Origin of the sequence: Myroides sp. 1354 (genome assembly GCF_030324495.1) — a bacterium.
Classification (GTDB): domain Bacteria; phylum Bacteroidota; class Bacteroidia; order Flavobacteriales; family Flavobacteriaceae; genus Flavobacterium.
In genome coordinates this window covers 46,786-66,227 of record NZ_JACAGN010000012.1, presented here as the reverse complement: position 1 = coordinate 66,227, position 19,442 = coordinate 46,786, and the positions used below count along the sequence as shown (strand labels likewise).

Below are 19,442 nucleotides of genomic sequence, written 5' to 3'. Positions count from 1 at the left end.
GTAGTCTGGAAATTCTAGACTACTCTTTTTTTTTCTGAAGATATTCTCTTTTATTTACTGGGCGATTCTATATTAAATCGATATATTTGAGTTCACCAGCAAGTTGCTCGTCCCATGAAAAACAAATGGTCACTCAGTCTTATTCTTCTACTTCTAGCTCCAATGATGTGGGCACAAAATTTTAATACTACCAAAGCAGATGAATATATACAGCACATTACTTCTCATCAAAGAGGAATAGGTTCTGTCGCCATTTACAAAAACAACAAAGTTCTTTATGCACGAGATTTTGGGCAGGAAATAGTAGGAGAAAGAGAACAAACACCTCATCTCTACCGCATTGGATCGATTACGAAAATGTTTACCGCTGTTTTAATCTATCAGTTAGTAGATGAAGGGAAACTCAAATTAGACGACCGCGTTGCTCCCTATTTCCCTACGCTTAATATTCCCAATTTATTCACACTAAAAATCAGCGACTTACTAAGTCACACCAGCGGTTTAGATGATTATACTTGTAAGGATGACGATTTCTATTGGTTGAGAACTCCTCAATCTCAAGAAGATATAATAGACAATATCGTACAACAAGGTACCCCTCATTATGGCATAAAAAAGAAGAATTTTTTCTTTTCTAATACAGGTTATTATCTGCTGGCCCGCATTGTAGAACAAAAGCGCAACCTCAGTTATGACGAAGCCGTAAAAAAATACATCATTCAAAAAATCAAACTTCAACATACCTATACCGCTAGTGATGAAGTGCCTTATATCGTACAATCCTACCAATTATTTGATCAATGGGAAGTCATGGATGAGATGAGTTTTGAAAACACCAATGGAGTCAATGACCTCATTTCTTCTGTTGAAGACTTAGCAAAATTCAATCAAGCTTTATTTGCACATAAGCTAGTATCAAAAAATAGCTTAGCTCAAATGAAACCTGTTCCCTATAAAGAAAAATACGGAAGAGGTATGATGTATTACCTCTACAAAAAGAAGAATTTTGTAGGTCATACAGGCGGTACTTTTGGTTCTTTTTCATTGCTCTACTACAATGAAGCCGAAAAAATAACGATTGTCTATGCCATAAACGGTGCTGCTTTTTCCCATTACCAACTATTTGATGCCTTACTTGCTATTCTTTATAATAAAAAATATACCTTACCTGAATTTGAAACCATAGCTGTTACCCATGAACAACTACAAACCTATGTGGGAACCTATCGTCAAGCCCAATTAGATCTTGCGATTGAGTTTGTCATTGAAAAGAACAAACTATTCTTAAAACCCTCAGGATGTAATCGATATGCATTATTAGATGCTATTGGAGATAATACGTTTCGATCACCAGAAGGAACCGTTACCTATAGTTTCAATCCAGCGAATAAACAAGTGATTGTACAGCAATTAAAAGCAAACTTTGTATTGAATAAAATAGAAAAAGAATAGCGCTTTTGCTATTCCTTTTCCCTTTCTGTTCTATCGTTGGAGTATGATAAACTCCGAACGTCTATTTTGTTGATTTTCTTCATCCGTACACCTTGTACATAGCACTTTAGGTTCACTGCTTCCCACACCTCTAGCCTCGACACGCTGGGATTCAATTCCTTGATCATATAAATACTGAGCTGTAGCATCAGCCCTAGCTTGTGAAAGTTTTTTGTTATACTTCTCTTTTCCCACTTGATCCGTATGAGAAATAATCAGAATCCTCATCGTTTTATTTTCTTGCATCAGTTGAACCAAACGGTCTAATTCGCGTTGCCCCACCGTTGTAATCGTTGTTTGATCAAATCCAAAAGGAATGTCATTCAATACAATTTTGTTGTTTTTAATCTCTGGTTGCACTTGTTTTCTCAATTGAATCACTTGAGGCTCTCCTCCTTCTTTCTTACTTCTCCCTTCCTCTTCTTTATAAAAATAGCCCTCTTTTTCTATTTTCATTACATAGGCCTTCTCACAAGGAAAGGCTACCACAAATTCACCTTGGATATTTGTTTGCACTTCTGCAAGCAACTGACGAGACAAATCGACGAAGGAAAGTCGAACACCTGCTAAAGTTTCTTTGGTTTCTCCATCTTGAACCACACCACTTACTTGAGTCGTACAAATCGGTTTGACGCGATAAATATCTTGTCTTCCAATTCGGTTGGTAGAGAGAAAACCATAATCTAGTTTACTGTTGTACACAAAATTAAAGTCATCTTTAGGAGTGTTAATCCCCTCACCTAAATTCTCAGGTTTTGCTTGGGGGTCTTTTAGATCCAGTGCATAAATATCCAATCCGCCATAGCCTCCCCATCGATCGGAGGTAAAATAGAGGATATCTGCCTCACTGATATAGGGGTAATCTTCGTTGTATCCTGTATTGATGTGTTCTCCGAGATTTTCTGATTCTCCAAAAGCTTTACCCTCTTCCAGAATAGGTACTCTCCAAAGGTCTAATCCCCCAAATCCACCTGGTTGATCAGAAGCAAAATAAAGGTAATCTCCTTTAGAAGTCACAAAGGGATTCACATAAGTATAGCCTTCTTGTACAAAAGGAAGTACTTTGATTTTCCTCCATTTCTTTCCTTTTCGTTCGGCCCAAAATAAACTCATCATTCCTTGTCTTTTCTTGACGATTTTATTCTTTCTAAATTTACGGTGACGATAACTTTCCGAACTAAAGTAAATGAGTTTATTCGACGGATGCATTACCGCTTGTCCCTCCATAAATCGACGATTGATTCGCCCATTGAGCAAACTGTGTTCATATAAGGGTGTATCTTTTGACTTGACTGTCGTTTGATAAATCCCCGTATTAGGAAAAGTGCTCCCTTTCTCTTTAACCTCAAATAGTCGACGCATCCATTTTTGTTGATATTTAGTTCTATTTGAGACAAATAAAAGCGTATCAGACGTAGACCAAGAAACACTGTGATTGGCATATACAGCATCGTTAATTCCCGATTCTTCTACAAAATAAATAGAAGGATTAACCCCAGAAGAAGGATAGTCCGTTGCATGTTGTAAAAAATAATGCGCGCGTGCATCCTCTGTTGCCCCTTTGGCAAATTTCCTCATAGCAGCTTCTGCTGCTTCATAACGTCCATTTTGCGTTAAGTTATATGCTAGACGGTAATAAAACTCCACATCTAATGCGGGGTCTTGCTCTAATGCTTTAGCATAGTACTGTGCAGCCTGAATAGAAAGCCCAAGTTTGTCATAACAAAGCGCTAATTGTTGATAAATATAGTTGGGAGTATGTCTGCCTCTCAACAATCGCGTATATTCGTCTTTCGCTTTAACATAAGTAGTCTGAGCAAAGTATTTATCCGCCTTTTTTACACTAGGTTTTCGCTTTCCTTCCGCCGTTAAGGCCAATACAAGAAACAAAAACACAATTGCTTTTCTCATTTTAAAATTCTTTCTCCTTAATTCACCACTACTAACGCAATAGCTTCTTGGAGATTGCTAGATTTCCTTAGTTTAATAGGGAATTAACACGAGATTTTATCATCATTTTGAATAAAGCAACCATTGCCTCTTTTTCTTAGAATTTCTTTAATTTTTTGCATTCATATATTTCAATAGTCTTTCTCTTTTTCTAACTTTTTTTGTATCTGCAAAGAAAAAATCAGTTTGATTCTAATAATCAAAGATTTATACGCTCATCCAATAAATTAAGAAACACAAACGAAAGGATTCAAGCTTCACTGATTTTAAAACGTTAAAAACCTAGTATTTACGAAATCTATTTGTAATTTTAATACATCGTAAATCAGACTTACCTTCAAGTAAGTCTCTCAGCAACTAGTAGAATGAAAAAATATGTTTTGGCTTTTGCATTACTTGCAATTAGCCCATCAATTGTTAAAGCTAACGAATATCTAAAACAAACCTCAACCATGAAAGAAACTCCAAAAAACCAACAAACGATTTACCAATTCAAGGTAAAAGATTTGTATGGAAATGATTTTGACTTTGCCACTTTAAAAGGAAAAAAAATAATGCTTGTCAACACCGCTTCAGAATGTGGTTTAACCCCTCAATATGAGCAGTTACAAAGTTTATACGAAGAATTTGGCGGGGATAATTTTGTCATTGTTGGATTTCCTGCAAATAATTTCGGCAATCAAGAACCAGGAACAAATGCAGAAATTGCGACTTTTTGTCAAGCAAATTTTGGTGTAACCTTTCCTATGATGGAAAAAATCTCAGTAAAAGGAGATGATATAGCTCCCATCTATCAATTCTTAACCGAGAAAAAGAAAAATGGATTTGCAGATAGTACTGTAGAGTGGAATTTTCAAAAGTACTTGATTGATGAAAAAGGTCATGTCGTACAAGTAATCAATCCGAGAATACTGCCCAATGATCCTGAAATCAAGGAATGGATTAAAAAGAAATAAGCTAGAATAAGGAAGCCATAGTAATTTTATTCGTAATTTTATCTTTTTGAAATTACTATGGTTTACCCTACTATACCGCTTGCACAAAGCATTATTGAACTTTGTAAAGCAAAAAATCTAACAAACGTTGTTATATCACCTGGATCGCGTAATGCCCCTTTGACAATTGGCTTTACTAATGATCCTTTTTTTACTTGTTATAGTATTGCAGATGAACGCTGTGCTGCCTTTTTTGGAATGGGACTTGCACAACAAACGAATATTCCTACCCTACTTGTCTGTACTTCAGGTTCTGCTTTATTGAACTATTATCCTGCAGTTGCAGAAGCTTTTTACAGTCAAATTCCCTTAATTGTTTTATCTGCAGATAGACCGTTAAACAAAATTGATATTGGAGATGGGCAGACGATACGCCAACAAAATGTGTATCAAAACCATATTCTATATAGTGCCAACTTAACAGAAGAAGCGAGTTCAACCAACGATCACCTGATTAACGAAGCGATTCATACCGCTATCACTCAACAAGGTCCCGTGCATATCAATGCCCCTTTTGAAGAACCACTCTATCAAACGACAGAAAAATTAAGCGTAAATCCAATTATTGAAGAATTCGTTCTTCCGCAATTTCCTATAGTTGATTATAATTATTACAGTCAACAATGGAACACAGCAACGAAGAAATTGATAGTAGTTGGTAGTCTACCTCCTCATACTTTGACAGAAGAAGTTATTCAAACCTTAACGGCTGATGGTTCTACCTTATTTTTAGCCGAAACCATTAGCAACATACAAGGCCCTGGCGTAATCAATGCGATTGATCGTTTAGTTATTCCAATGAGCGAGGAAGACTTACAGTACTTTCAACCGGATATCTTATTGACTTTTGGAGGTATGGTAGTGAGCAAAAAAATCAAGCAAATTCTGCGTCAATATAGTCCGAAACAGCATTGGCATGTAGATAGGCTACGCCATTATGATACCTATGATTGTCTAACGGACCGCATCTATACTGATGCTCTTTCTTTTTTGACTCAGTTAACTGCTAATACAGTATCGGTTGAATCTGACTATAATACTTGGGCCAATGCTATCATGCATTCACGCAATGTAAAACACAGCCAACTATTAAAAGACGCTATTTTCTCTGATTTTACTGTTCTAAATTATTTGATTACACAACTACCTAAAAACAGTCAACTGCAAGTGAGTAATAGCGCAGTAATTCGCTATGTGCAATTGTTAGACGTAGATCCGAGCATTGATGTATTCTGCAATAGAGGAACAAGTGGTATTGATGGTTGTACCTCTACAGCACTAGGAGCTTCTATTGGTTCGGGTAAACCAACTGTACTTCTAACGGGGGATATTAGCTTTTTTTATGACAGTAATGCCTTGTGGAATGCTTATGTTCCACATGATTTTAAAATCATCTTAATCAACAACGGAGGAGGTGGTATTTTTAGAACTTTACCTGGTCATCAAGAAAACGAAGTTTTTAATACGTATTTTGAAACGACACATCAACATACTGCTCAACATCTAGCGGCTATGTACGATTGGGCGTATTTTCAAGCAGATACAGCAGAAGCTCTTTCTACACAAGCGCAAGACTTTTTTAATCAATCACAGAAACCTGCCATTCTCGAGGTAAACACCCCTACCTACTTGAATGATGAAGTATTTAAAAAATATTATCGCAATTTGTAATTTTTTTCACACTATCTCTTTTATTTTTAGTAACTTGTAGGAAACAAAAAAAATTAAAATTATGAGTAAAAGAGCAGAACTAATTGAGAAATACGCTGCAGATTTAAAAGACAAATGCGGTGTAAAACCTAACATGGAATTATTAGAAAAGGTAACTATTGGATGTGGACCTTCAATTTACAATCAAGATTCCTCTACGGTTGCGAGTTCTTCAGAATCTGAAATGGCAACAGTTCGCAATAATTTCTTAATTAAAAAATTAGGATTAAAAGACGATGCAAAATTAGATGAAGGATTGAAAAAAGTAGTAGACCAATATGGTGCATCGAACAAACACAAATACAGAGCAGTATTGTATTATTTATTAACAGTTCACTTTAAAAAAGAATCCGTTTATTTAAAATAATAAAATCTAAAAATAGAAAAAGAGCGACAGAAATCTGTGGCTCTTTTTTGTTGTTTGTTGTTCCTATAAAAAATAAATGTTTGTTTTAGACGCTGTATATTAATTTTCCACGGTTAAAAAGGGCTTTTCTTTGAGGAGTACGTGCCACTACTTCAGCCGAACAAGACGCTTCTACTAATACAAAGCTTGCTTCATCTCCTACTAAGGGCCACACTTGTTTTCCCTCTTCATCCAACGGTAAGCATTGGTCTTTGGTTGCTATACGCAAAGCTCTTGATAGCGTAAATTCATCTCTCCAACCATATAACTCCGCTGTTAGTTTAGCCTTTTCCAACATATCACAAGAGCCAAAAGGCGACCAATGATCGATAATACTATCGGTCCCCGTCATTAGTTTGACCTTTTGTTTGTAAAACGTTGGAATCGGCATATTCAGTTTGCCAATTGGTACTGTTGAAATAACACCAATTCCCACTTCTGCTAATTGTGCACAAATAGCTTCTGTTTCTTTCGATTCTAACTGCCCTAAAGCAAATCCATGGCTAATAAACGTTTTTCCCTGAAGGGTTTTGTTTTCTTTCACCTTTTCGATCATGTATTCAATCGCTGGTAATCCGGTCGCTCGTCCTTCGTGTAAATGGATATCGACTCCTTTATTGTAATCTGAGGCGATTTGAAACATCACATCCAATGACTTTTTCATATCGCCATCTACCGTGGTTGGATCCAAACCTCCTATATAATCTACCCCCATTTGTGCTGCCTCTCTCAGTAAACCTACTGAATCCGAATACAAAATACCGTGCTGTGGAAAAGCAACGATTTCCGATTGAATGGAATCCTTTTTATTCGCCAAAGCTTTTTGTAAATGTTCTAAACTCTTTAAGCCACTGGTCGGTTCAATATTCGTCTGACAACGTGCAAAATACGTTCCTTTGCTATTCATTAAATCGATAGCTTGTTCTGCTTTTTCCGTTGAATGAACTAATAACTCAGGTAAAATACGGCGTTCCAAATCAATCATGTCTTTCACTGTTTTCCCACGAAGCGGTTCCGCCTGCCAGGATTCACCATAAAAAGTTTTATCAATGTGAATATGCATATCTCTCAAACCAGGCAAGACCAACTTTCCTCCTGCATCAAAAACAGCAATCGCATAAGTCTTTCCTTGAGCTGCATGAATAGCGATTATTTTTCCTGCTTGAATATGAATGTCATATAAACCCGTTTGTGTGGCTTTTACTTGTCCCAAATCATTGTAGAGAAAACGTTCCTCTAAGCGCGCATTAATCACTACAAATTCTTGCGTTTCTGTGGTCAGGGGGTGTATCTCATTCTGCTTTTCTTCAGCCCAAGCGGTTCCAGTTAAAAATAAACCACCAGCTCCAGCAGTTGTTAAGTGAAGAAATTCTTTTCTATTCATGTGCTCCTACTGCTTCTAATAATGTAACAATACTTTTAAATTTTCTTGCTTTCGCATGATACAGTGGCGTTTTTCCATCATGATCCGGAATATTGACATCTACTCCTCCTTCAATCAACGCTTTTACAATATCCACATGTATTGGTCCTCCATTACTCAATACAATAGCTTCCATTAGAGCCGTCCAGCCCAAGCGATTTACGTGATCTATGGGAAAATTAGGAGTGTTCACTAATACCTTTACTATCTCTAAATGTCCTTTCTCTGCAGCAGGAATTAAGGCCGTTCCATTGTAGCGATTAAACACCGTAAAATCTGCACCATGAGCCAAGGATTTTTGAACGAGTTCCAAATTTCCCTCTGCTCCTGCATATAAAAAAGGACTATTTAAATTGTGATCTTGTGTATTTACATTCGCTCCATGGTCAATTAAATACAAGGCAATCTCATTGTACATTTTATAGGTTGCCACCATCAAAGGTGTTTCACCTTTATCATTTTTCACTTCTAGATTTACTGTATTCGCTGATAAAATTGATTGTACCGCTTTTAAATCATTAGCAGTAACCGCCTGAAACAATTCTTTTTCTATTGGAGTATACATTGTGTTTTCTATTTCTTTAGCAGTTGTATTTGAACAACCAGCCAACAAGTTTGTCGATATTCCCATCGCACAAACAAACACTAAACAACGCATTATCTGATTGGCCATAAGCAACATAGGATTAATTTATTTTCATACAAAGATAAAATACCCCTATAAAACAGTTGCTGTATATTTACAATGCTTTATTGTAAATATTATAACTCTCCCGAAATTGACCTGGTGTCTTATTTCTCCATTTTTTGAAGTAATGGTTGAAATAACCCGTATCGTGAAACCCCAATTCAAAAGCAATTTCTTTAATGGATAAATCTGTTGTAATTAACAAGCGTTCTGCTTCTAAAATCACCCGTTGTTGAATGCTGTGACTAGCAGATACTCCTAATACTTTCTTTACTCGTATATTGAGATAATTAGGCGTGATATGCAATTTTTCCGCGTAAAAGGCAACCTGATTATGCGTCTTAAAATGAAGTTCTAGTAAGGCTTTAAATTCTTGTACTTTGCTGTCTTTCACTTGTGACTCTAACTTCGTATACGTCTGCAGATAGCAACGCTGTATGGTCTTTAACAGCAAAAAGAATTGCAATACGCTAATTTCTTGTCCAATAGCATCTTCTTCTGTCAATAACTGCTGTAATTTTTTCAATTCTAGTAGAACGGAAGCATAGTGTTGAGGGCTCAACGTCAAGACAGGAGGAACATCCATCTGAAAAAAAGGCAACGCACTGAGGCGATTCATCAGGTGAATCGTATTCGTTGAAAACATCAATTGATGTCCAACTGTATCTTCAGATAATTTCCAATAATGCACTTGTTGTGGACGAAGAAAGTGAATTTGAAAAGGCTGCACCTCCAAACGAGTAAAGTCAATTTCGTGAATTCCCGCTCCTTGTTCAACAAAAAAAATAAGGTAAAAATCGTGTTTATGCGGTAAGATTAAATCATTGCGTCCTTTTTCTGTATGTTCAAACAAAGTAATATCCCAAGTATCTTCCCCTATGATTTTAGATCGACTCCAGGTTTCAATGGTCTTTGTTTTTTTCATAAGACAATGTATTTGTTCTCCTTTTTCTTTAGTAGGAACAAGATAAGCAAAAAAAAACTCGCTTCTTAAAGAAACGAGTTTTATCCAAATAGATTGAATTATTTTTTGTCTTTTAGTGCTACTGCTTCATCGTACAATTTTTCATACATCGGAAGAATCTCACTGATTTGAAAGCGCTTAGCTGTTTGACGAGCTCCTTCTTTAAATCGGCATAAGGTATCTTCGTCTTTTAATATCGCTAAAGCATTTTTCACCATATCATCGACATCTTTTACATTACTCAAATACCCTGACACTCCATGCTCATTTACTTCTGGTAAACCTCCAGTATTACTAGAAATTACAGGAACTCCTACCGCCATGGCTTCCAAAGCTGCTAACCCAAAACTCTCTGTTTCTGATGGCAATAAAAACAAATCAGAATACCCTAAGATTTGATTGACTTCATTGCTATTTCCAAAAAAGATAATCTTGTCGTAGATCCCCAATTCCATTGCTAAGCGTTCTGCTTTTTCCTTTTCAGGTCCATCACCTACCAACATCAATTTAGCTGGAACTACTTGTTGAATACCATAAAAGATCTTCACAACATCTCCAATGCGTTTTACTTTTCTAAAATTGCTGATATGCGTAATAATAAACTCTCCCTTTTCAGCCATTGCACTTCGTTTGCAAGGTGTTTCTGAGCAGTCTACCTCTTTAACTTCAATAAAGTTAGGAATAACACAGATCTCTTTTTTACTTTGAAACAATTCATACGTTGATTGTTTCAGTGATTCGGATACAGAAGTTACAAAATCTGATTTATTGATACTGAAGGTAACAGCACTTTTGTAATTTGGATGATTTCCAACCAGTGTAATATCTGTTCCGTGTAGTGTTGTAATCATGGGTAAGTCAATTCCCTCTTCTTTTAGCATTTGCTTCGCCATATAACCTGCATAGGCATGTGGGATAGCATAATGCACGTGTAAAACATCAATATTGAATAGTTTTACGATATCCACTAATTTACTTGACAAGGCCAATTCATAAGGTTGATAGTGAAATAAAGGATATTCTGGTACGTTTACCTCATGATAATAAATCTTTGGATTTAATAAAGCTAAACGAACAGGTTGACTATAGGTAATAAAATGTACTTCGTGATCTCTTTTTGCTAGTTCCAAACCTAGCTCTGTAGCTACAACCCCACTTCCACCGAAAGTTGGGTAGCATACGATTGCGATTTTCATATATGAATTATTTGGTGCTTAAAGATACTTCGAATTATTTATACTCAATGAACTTATCTTTACTTTCTCTAATTGGTTAAAAAAATGCTATTTTGAGCCTGCCTTTTGTCATTTTTTCATTCCGTAGCCCTGCTATGCAACTCAAAAATGTCTTTAATCAGACTCAAAATAGCTAATTTTCACTTCAATCAAAAAAGTCAAGATGAGTTCAATATAAACTTTACCACCAGATTTAAGCAACTCAACTAATTTAACATAAACTTCGTATTGAATTAATGTATAATTGACTCATAAATAACCTGTTGTATATTTTCGCGTACATTCTCTTTGGACAGGCGATTGACATTAGAATCTGGATACGTTCGATTAGAAAGAAAAACGTAAATCAAGTCATTTTCAGGATCTGCCCACGTCATTGTACCTGTAAATCCAGTATGACCAAAGCTCGTTAGGGATGCACAACCACAAGTAGGGCCAGGTTTTCCTTGTTGTTGGGGTTTATCAAATCCTATTCCTCTTCTATTGCCTTTTGAACAGTAAACACAAGCATTAAAAGCTTCAAAAGTTGCTTTCGAAAAGAAGCGCTCTTCACCGTATTCTCCTTCATTCAAGTACAATTGCATCATTTTTGCTACATCCAAAGCCGTACCAAAAAGTCCGGCATGTCCCGCTACTCCTCCTTGCATTGCGGCCCCCATATCGTGCACATATCCTTGTACTGTTGTATAACGGTAATAATTATCCTCTTCTGTTGGTGGAATTTCCGTGATGTCAAATTTTCTCAACGGCAAATAAGTTAAGCGATTCGCTCCTATACGCGCATAAAATTTGTCTTGTACCAATTGATCTAAAGATTGATGATAGGTTGATTCAATATACTCTTTTAATGAGATAAATCCCAAATCACTGTACTTATACTCTACCTTCTTCGCCAATTTTGTTTGAGCAATTTCTTCTAACATTACTTGGGTATATCCCTTTTTTAAGAACAAATTCTCACTGACCTGCGTCGGGAATTCGGGAGAATATTGTAAACTGTACAACTTTTTATCTGGGTGTTTGGTACTGTCTAAGGTGCTTTTATAAAAGGGCAACCAAGCAGGTAAACCCGATTGGTGGGTTAATAAATCCTTGATTGTAATATCCTTTTTATCCGTTTTTTTAAACACAGGAATCAAATCGCCCAATTTTGATTGCATTGTAATTTTTTGATCATTGTATAATTTTACCACCATAGGCAAGGTCGACAAGATTTTAGTTAAAGAAGCTAAATCGTATAAATCCGTATTCTTCACTGGAAAATCGGTTTTATAGGTATGATAACCAAAGGACTTATTGTACACTACTTTACCATGACGAGCTACTAAAATTTGTGCCCCTGGCATCCATTGATTGGCAATAGCGTGATGGGCAATACTATCAATTTTAGTCAGAACTTTAGGATCTAAACCTTCATTTCTTGGTGTAGAAAATCCTAAGCGATGGATAGGTTTAGTTTTAATTCCCGTCCCTACGTCATATTTATCTGTAATTGTCACAGGTAATTCTCCCTTTGAGCCTATAGCCCCAAAAAGAACTTGAGCTGCTGCTTCCTCTGCAAAACTATTATTTTGATAGCCCACCACAAGAGCCTCTAAATCTTTAATTTCATCCTCTAATTTAGATAAGGCATATGGTTTTGCAAAGGAGACTAAAATGGTGCGCTTGCTTTTTGCTATAGTACTGACAATTGCTTTTTCTTCATCCGAAAAACTGTGGTTTCTCCAAGGATTATCAACTTTGTGGTATCCTACCACGACAAGTGAATATCCACCTAGACTACTTAAATCTGAGCTCTCTACTACATCTACAGCAGCAAAATTGCGCATCATATCCAAGAAAGGTGTAGCATCATCATCGCCCAATCGAACATAGGCAATTTTCTCTTCTTCTAATTTTCGAATTGGAATCGCCTTATTGTGGTTTTTTACCACGGTAATCGCTTCTTGGTATAATTTGGTATTTAAATCATCGTAGGTTGTTGCGTTTAAATCTTCGACTAAATTCTTTGTATTAATAACTAAAGGTTTATTTAATCCAACGCGATATTTATACTCCAATACTTTTTTTACTGAATAAGCCAAGCGACTTTCCGTAATAGTTCCAAGATTATAAGCCTCCTTTAATTTTACTGCTGCTTTGGCAACATCTTCGGAGAACAACAACAAATCATTTCCAGCCATAAAAGCAGCTAAATCAACTTCACCTGGAGATAAATACGATGATACCCCCTTCATATTAAGTGCATCGGTAAAAATAAGTCCTTCAAAGCCCAATTCTTCGCGTAATAAACGCGTAACTACATTATAGGAAAGTGAACTTGGGATTGCCTCATTTGGTTCATATGCTGGCAAATTCAAGTGAGCTACCATCACACTAGACAAATCGTTTTTAATCAATTTTTTATAGGGATATAATTCCACGCGATGTAAGCGATCTTTATCTAGATCGATCAGAGGTAGTTTATGGTGAGAATCGGTAGAAGTATCTCCGTGTCCTGGAAAGTGTTTGGCTGTAGCGAAAAGACCTTCGTTTTGATAACCACGCATAAAGGCAACTGCTCGATCAGTAACAATTTCTCTTGTTTCTCCATAGGCTCTCACTCCAATAATCGGATTCAGTGGATTGATATTCACATCCACAACAGGTCCAAAATTAAAATGTAATCCAATTCGCTTAGATTGCTGGGCCATTGCCTTTCCAACTTCTTCAATCAAATCTAGGTTTTGAACAGCTCCCAACGTCATATTATATGGAAATCGGTACGTAGAATCTAAACGCATACGCAATCCCCATTCGCCATCAATTCCCACCAACATGGGCAATTTACTTTGCTTTTGTAGACGATTAGCAATTGCTGCTTGTCGTTGAGGCCCTCCTTGAAAGAAGATCAATCCGCCTACATAATTTGTATTAACAAGCGCTTCTAGTTCCTGCACATGTTTCTCATTTTTGTTAGAATAAGCAGCCACCATAAACAATTGGCCTATGCGTTGTTCTAACGACATGGAATTGTAAACACTATCTACCCATTGGCGTTGTTGAATTTCAGTAGTTGGCGAATAAGTTTTAAGTTGCCCATAAGACAAAAAGGGCAGTAACAACAGTGTTAACAATACTTTTTTCATATATTTTCTTAGCTTTTTTAAAATAGAGATCAATAAGCGTTACACCAATACCTCTATGGATGCAAACTTAACAAATCTACTTTATTTAAAAAAGAACTGACAGGAACTTTATTTTGAGATACCCTTGCAATTTTATCAATTTTATAAAAATTATTCAATTAAACATCCTGAAAAATGAATTCAACAAACAAAATTATCAAATGTTCTCATTATTTAAAAAAATCAAATAAATTTAGCCTTTTCGATTGCTCTGATCTCTTTATATTCAAAGCTTATTCCTGCATTTCTACCGTGAATTTTACTATTATCTAGTTCTTTTCTTTTATCACCTACAAATAGTTTGGTCCTCTATTACTATACATACTAAACAAGGAAAAAAATACCCTCCTTAATCACAGCATCAACTTCTTTATACTATCAAAAGGAGTTTAGTTAGAAGCATAAAAAAAATCGTCAAAATTTGACGATTTTTATCTTATATAAATGTATAAAGCTTCTTATTTAAAAAAGCGGCTATGCCAGCTTTCTTCTGCAGGTACTTCCCAATACTCGCGGTATTCACCTAAGTCATTCACTAAGTTATTGAATACAATGGTATTTGCAGATACTGCTTTTGTCTTTACCATTTGTTTAAATTCCATTACGGTTTTAAACGCGATAAACTCACCTGTTTTGTACGTCACATTCATTTTATCTAACAAATCAACGTTGTATTTCTGTTCGATATCTTGAATCACACGCACAGAGGCATCGATTGAACAACCTGATGCTGGATGTATATCCTGATCAACCGCTAAAATAATAAAGCGATTGTATTTGATTTCATATGAAGCAGTCAAGGGCGTCGCATGCGCTACCCATTCTTCCGTAAATTGGCGCATAACGGTGTCAATTTCCTCTACTTCTTCATCGGAAAATTTTCTATTTGACTGATAAATCCAAACTCTGGAATGATCAGGCATTTCTTCAAAAGGCTTAAACATAGTTATAGATCTTCTGCATTTGCAATTAATTCGGCTACGTCAAGTACTTTGACTTCACCTTCTTTTTCTTTAAACTTCACACCATCTGTAAGCATGGTATTACAGAAAGGACAACCCGCAGCGATAATTTCCGCATTGGTATTAATCGCTTCTTCTGTTCGTTCTACGTGTACTTCCTTGCTTCCGTGCTCTGGTTCTTTAAACAGTTGAGCTCCACCAGCCCCACAGCAGAAACCATTCAATTTTGAACGTTTCATTTCAACCAATTCGGCATCTAATTTCTCAATCAATTGACGAGGTGCTTCAAAAACACTGTTTGCACGCCCTAAATAACACGGATCGTGGAAGGTAATGCGTTTTCCTTTGAAGCTTCCACCTTCGATTGTTAGTTTTCCCTCATCTAGTAAAGATTTTAAAAACTGTGTATGATGCACAACTTCATATTGTCCTCCTAAACCAGGGTATTCATTTTTCAACGTATTAAAACAGTGAGGACAAGCCGTTACAATCTTCTTTACCTCATACCCATCTAATACTTGGATATTCATCATCGCTTGCATTTGAAAGGCGAATTCATTTCCTGCGCGTTTTGCAGGATCTCCCGTACATCCTTCTTCTGTACCTAATACAGCGAATGATACGTTCGCTTTATTCAACAATTTTACAAATGCTTTTGTTATTTTTTTTGCTCTATCGTCAAAACTACCTGAACAACCTACCCAAAATAAAACATCCGGTTGTTCTCCTTTTGCCATCATTTCGGCCATTGTAGGCACTACTAAATTTTCTGACATAATTTATTGGTGTCTATTTAAAATCAACAGCTGTTGTCAATTTATCTTGTTAGTTAATTAGTTTTCGTCCTTCCAGTTTAAGCGATCCATTTGGTTATACTGCCATGGAGCACCGTTATTTTCAATATTCTGCATCATATTGTTCAATTCAATTGGCGCAGCACTTTGTTCCATCACCAAGAATCTTCTCATATCCATGATGATTGACAAAGGACTAATATCGATTGGACATTCTTCCACACATGCATTACACGTATTACACGCCCATAATTCTTCTGGTGTGATGTAATCGTTTAATAGTGTTTTTCCGTCATCTACAAACGTTCCATTGTTTGCATCTAATATTTTACTTACATCCTCCAAACGATCACGCGTTGACATCATGATTTTACGTGGAGACAATTTTTTCCCTGTTGTATTTTGTGGACAAGAAGAAGTACATCGACCACATTCGGTACATGAATAAGCATTCATCAATTGCACCCAGTTCAAATCCATTACATCCTGAGCACCGAATTTTTCTGGCTCACCTACTGGTTCCGCTGGAGCTGCAAAGGGATCTGCGTTGGGATCCATCATCAAAGCTACTTCGTTCTTTACTGATTCTAGGTTATCAAATTCTCCTTGTGGCTCTAAATTCGCATAATACGTATTCGGGAAAGCTAAGAAAATATGTAAGTGTTTAGAATAGTATAAATAATTCATGAAGAACATTACTCCAATAATATGTGCCCACCAGCAGAAACGTTCAATAAATGCCACTGTTGTAAAATCCATTCCATTAAATATCGGGCTTATTAAACCAGATATAGGGAATGATCCTACCGCATTATAATGAGAATAACCATTTAATTGTAAATAGTAATCTGCTGCATTCATTACCAAAAAGAACACCATCAAAATAGATTCGATGTAAATAATATTATTCGCATCACGTTTCGCCCAACCTTCTAATTCGGGTTGGTTTAAACGTTTTAATTTCAGTATATTTCTTCTAATCCAGAAAACAGCAACTCCAAAGATAACAAGGAATGCCAATACTTCGAAACAAGCGATTAAGACATCATAAACTACACCTAAAAAGCTAAACGCACGGTGTGTACCAAATAATCCATCAACAATAATTTCTAACATTTCGATGTTGATGATTACAAATCCTACATACACAAAAATGTGCAAAATAGCAGGAATAGGACGTTTTACCATCTTCGATTGCCCCAGAGCAACGCGAATCATGTTGCGCCATCTGTCTTTAGGTCTATCGGTGCGGTCAATCTTTCGACCTAACTTAATGTTGCGAATTAATTTCTTTACATTTCGAATAAAGAAGCCAAATCCAGCGATAAGTAATACTAAAAATAATGCTTGGCCTAAATACTGCATAGTTGTAATAAATTGTTTCTGTAAAGTTGTTAGTTTTTTTGGTTAGATTGGTTCTAAATTTCTGTTATTCCTTTTTCTCCTCTTTCTCTTGGTAAGGTGTCGCCTTTTTACCAAATAAAGAAAAGTGAACATAACGTTTCGGATTTTCTTTCAAATCGCGCATCAATTCTTCTAATTCTTTTGAGGCTCCTGTCAAGTTCTTATACAGTTCTTCGTCTTTTAATAACTTTCCTACGGAACCGTTTCCACTCTCGATATCTGCTAAAAGCTTATCGATATTGGCAGAAGCACTTTGTAAGTTAGCAAATGTTCCGTTAATATCCAACTCACTTAAATCTTGAGAAAGTCCTACAAAGTTCTTACTCATAACATTCAAGTTCGTCATCGTCCCTTTTAATTGAGGTTCAATTCCATTCATCAATTTATTTGCTCCTGCTAATGTTCCTTTTAATTCGGTAACACTTGTTTTAAGGTCCGCTTGCATTTGCTCATCTAACACTCCATTAATAGCTACTAACATCGCATTAGCATTAACTAATACTTCATCAAGTTTAGTTTTCAGTGGTTCTAACTCCCCTACTAACTTCTCTGTGATATCGAATTGCACGGTTCCTTTTAAGTATTGCCCTGATTCAGCGTAATCTGTATCTCCAAATTTTGGATCAATAGAAATTCCCTTTCCTCCTAATAATCCTGGAGAATAAATCGTTGCCACACTTGATTTTGCAATATCAATGGGATGAGTCATCATTAATTCAACCACCAACTTACCCGTTTGTGCATTGATATTAATACGAGAGACTTTACCTACTACTAAGCCGTTAATTGTAACATTAGAGGATGTTGTCAGTCCCTCAACATTATCGTATTCAACATAATATTTAGTACTATTATCAAAAAGATTTCTTCCATCTAAAAAAGAATATCCCCAAATAAATAAAGCAATTGCTCCTAATACTAAAATAGCTGTTTTAATTTCTCTAGATATTTTCAAAACTCTATATTTTTATATAACACGCAAAAATAAACTTTTATTTTATAAAAAGCAGTGTTTATTTCAATGCCTCTTCAACAGAAATACTCTGACCATCCTTGTAAGCAACAATAAAAGAAGAGCTATGTCCTTTGGCTTTAGCCTCTTCTAATCGTTTTTTAGCTTCATTATAATCGGAGGTCTGACCGTAAAAATACTTGTTAATCTTGCCTGCTTTTTCCATTGTTACATTACTCAATCCGTTGAAGTTTTTCGGCTTCAACTCTAACACACGTGAACTTGCGGCGATTTGAACTTTAAAAATCACACCTTTTACAGTTGTTTTTCCAGAAGTACTCTCTGTATTCCCTTTGCTTTTCTCTGCTTTAGTTGAAGTTGTGGTAGAAGTTCTAGCAGGTGCTTCATCTGCAGGATTAATACTCACGGTTGCATCTCCCCCATAATACGCATTTTTATAGGCTATAATTCCTTTAGCAATTGACTCTGCCAATTCTTTTTGTCCTTTTTTCGATGATAAATACGCCCCTTCATCCTTATTAGAAACAAATCCCAACTCAATTAAAATACTCGGCATAAAAGCTCCATGTAATACCCAGAAAGGTCCTTGTTTTACTCCTCTGTTTTTGCGCTTTAAATCATAAGTAAATCCATCTTGTACTCTACTCGCCAAGTCGATACTTTGATGAACATAATCCTCTTGAATCAACGTTAATCCAATAATTGATTCTGGTGCTTTAGGATCAAAACCAGCATACTTCGTCTTATAGTCATCCTCCATCATAATTACGGAGTTTTCCTTTTTCGCTACATCTAAATTGGATTTGTTTTTACTCAAACCCATTACGTAGGTTTCCGTTCCATAAGCTGCGTTTCCATCAACTCCATTACAGTGAATCGAAACAAAAACATTTCCACCTTTGTCGTTGGCAATAACAGAACGCTGTTTTACCTCAACAAAAACATCTTTATCACGCGTATAGATCACTTCAATATCTTTGTTCTTTTCCAGAATTTTTCCAGTTTCTAAAGCAACGGCTAACACAATGTCTTTCTCGACATTATTCAAATGATTCGTCCCCGAATCTTTTCCACCATGGCCTGGATCTAAGACTACTTTAAATTTCTTATTTTGCCCTAAGGCAGCAACTGTAATACATAGGAAAGAAAAAACCAATAGTAATTTAGCAACGCTATTGTTCATAAAAAAGTCGTTTAGAATTCGTTTAATATAAATTAAATTACATTTTTCAGAAAAAATATATGTAAGTTTGACACGTTAAAAACAACGGGTTTGATTT

General features: G+C 36.0%; 15 protein-coding genes. 4 read left to right on the top strand and 11 right to left on the bottom strand.

Annotated elements, in window-relative coordinates:
* Positions 1-114: 114 nt before the first annotated feature.
* Positions 115-1,452, top strand: coding sequence for a serine hydrolase domain-containing protein (locus HX004_RS12565; protein ID WP_286442910.1), 1,338 nt, complete (start codon positions 115-117; stop codon positions 1,450-1,452).
* A gap of 30 nt (positions 1,453-1,482) precedes the next feature.
* Here HX004_RS12565 and HX004_RS12560 read toward each other — a convergent pair whose 3' ends face one another.
* Positions 1,483-3,402, bottom strand: a complete 1,920-nt coding sequence (locus tag HX004_RS12560; RefSeq protein WP_286442909.1) for an OmpA family protein — start codon at positions 3,400-3,402, stop codon at positions 1,483-1,485.
* A 404-nt stretch (positions 3,403-3,806) separates the two neighbouring features.
* On the opposite strand from HX004_RS12560, the gene HX004_RS12555 reads away from it, so the two are divergent.
* The 3 genes from HX004_RS12555 to HX004_RS12545 all read left to right on the top strand — a co-directional run bounded on the left by HX004_RS12555 (position 3,807) and on the right by HX004_RS12545 (position 6,513).
* Complete coding sequence (locus HX004_RS12555; protein WP_286442908.1) at positions 3,807-4,397, top strand: glutathione peroxidase; 591 nt, start codon at positions 3,807-3,809, stop codon at positions 4,395-4,397.
* 57 nt (positions 4,398-4,454) lie between these two features.
* Positions 4,455-6,107 carry a 2-succinyl-5-enolpyruvyl-6-hydroxy-3-cyclohexene-1-carboxylic-acid synthase gene (gene menD, locus HX004_RS12550; RefSeq protein WP_286442907.1) on the top strand — a complete coding sequence of 551 codons (1,653 nt, stop codon included), beginning with the start codon at positions 4,455-4,457 and terminating at the stop codon, positions 6,105-6,107.
* 61 nt (positions 6,108-6,168) lie between these two features.
* On the top strand, positions 6,169-6,513 hold the full coding sequence (locus tag HX004_RS12545; protein WP_158960878.1) for a DUF2853 family protein: 345 nt from the start codon (positions 6,169-6,171) through the stop codon (positions 6,511-6,513).
* An 85-nt stretch (positions 6,514-6,598) separates the two neighbouring features.
* Here the strand turns inward: HX004_RS12545 and HX004_RS12540 are convergent, their stop codons facing one another.
* The 10 genes from HX004_RS12540 to HX004_RS12495 all read right to left on the bottom strand — a co-directional run bounded on the left by HX004_RS12540 (position 6,599) and on the right by HX004_RS12495 (position 19,345).
* Positions 6,599-7,936: an amidohydrolase gene (locus tag HX004_RS12540; RefSeq protein ID WP_286442906.1), complete on the bottom strand. Its 1,338-nt coding sequence runs from the start codon at positions 7,934-7,936 to the stop codon at positions 6,599-6,601.
* On the bottom strand, positions 7,929-8,648 hold the full coding sequence (locus HX004_RS12535; protein ID WP_286442905.1) for an ankyrin repeat domain-containing protein: 720 nt from the start codon (positions 8,646-8,648) through the stop codon (positions 7,929-7,931). Before HX004_RS12535 ends, HX004_RS12540 begins: the two co-directional genes overlap by 8 nt.
* 67 nt (positions 8,649-8,715) lie before the next feature.
* The gene (locus HX004_RS12530; RefSeq protein ID WP_286442903.1) at positions 8,716-9,588 is read right to left on the bottom strand and encodes a helix-turn-helix domain-containing protein; all 873 of its coding nucleotides are present in this window, start codon (positions 9,586-9,588) and stop codon (positions 8,716-8,718) included.
* Positions 9,589-9,686: 98 nt separating this feature from the next.
* Positions 9,687-10,823: an N-acetyl-alpha-D-glucosaminyl L-malate synthase BshA gene (bshA, locus tag HX004_RS12525; RefSeq protein WP_286442902.1), complete on the bottom strand. Its 1,137-nt coding sequence runs from the start codon at positions 10,821-10,823 to the stop codon at positions 9,687-9,689.
* A gap of 272 nt (positions 10,824-11,095) precedes the next feature.
* The gene (locus HX004_RS12520; RefSeq protein WP_286442901.1) at positions 11,096-13,990 is read right to left on the bottom strand and encodes a serine hydrolase domain-containing protein; all 2,895 of its coding nucleotides are present in this window, start codon (positions 13,988-13,990) and stop codon (positions 11,096-11,098) included.
* A 497-nt stretch (positions 13,991-14,487) separates the two neighbouring features.
* The gene (locus HX004_RS12515) at positions 14,488-14,973 is read right to left on the bottom strand and encodes an ABC transporter ATPase (protein WP_286442900.1); all 486 of its coding nucleotides are present in this window, start codon (positions 14,971-14,973) and stop codon (positions 14,488-14,490) included.
* A gap of 2 nt (positions 14,974-14,975) precedes the next feature.
* A complete protein-coding gene (locus HX004_RS12510; protein WP_286442899.1) occupies positions 14,976-15,767 on the bottom strand; it encodes a (Fe-S)-binding protein in 792 nt (263 codons plus the stop codon).
* A 57-nt stretch (positions 15,768-15,824) separates the two neighbouring features.
* Positions 15,825-17,150, bottom strand: a complete 1,326-nt coding sequence (locus HX004_RS12505; RefSeq protein ID WP_286442898.1) for a 4Fe-4S dicluster domain-containing protein — start codon at positions 17,148-17,150, stop codon at positions 15,825-15,827.
* A gap of 64 nt (positions 17,151-17,214) precedes the next feature.
* A complete protein-coding gene (locus HX004_RS12500) occupies positions 17,215-18,144 on the bottom strand; it encodes an MlaD family protein (protein ID WP_286442897.1) in 930 nt (309 codons plus the stop codon).
* A 58-nt stretch (positions 18,145-18,202) separates the two neighbouring features.
* On the bottom strand, positions 18,203-19,345 hold the full coding sequence (locus HX004_RS12495; protein ID WP_286442896.1) for an N-acetylmuramoyl-L-alanine amidase family protein: 1,143 nt from the start codon (positions 19,343-19,345) through the stop codon (positions 18,203-18,205).
* Positions 19,346-19,442: the final 97 nt, after the last annotated feature.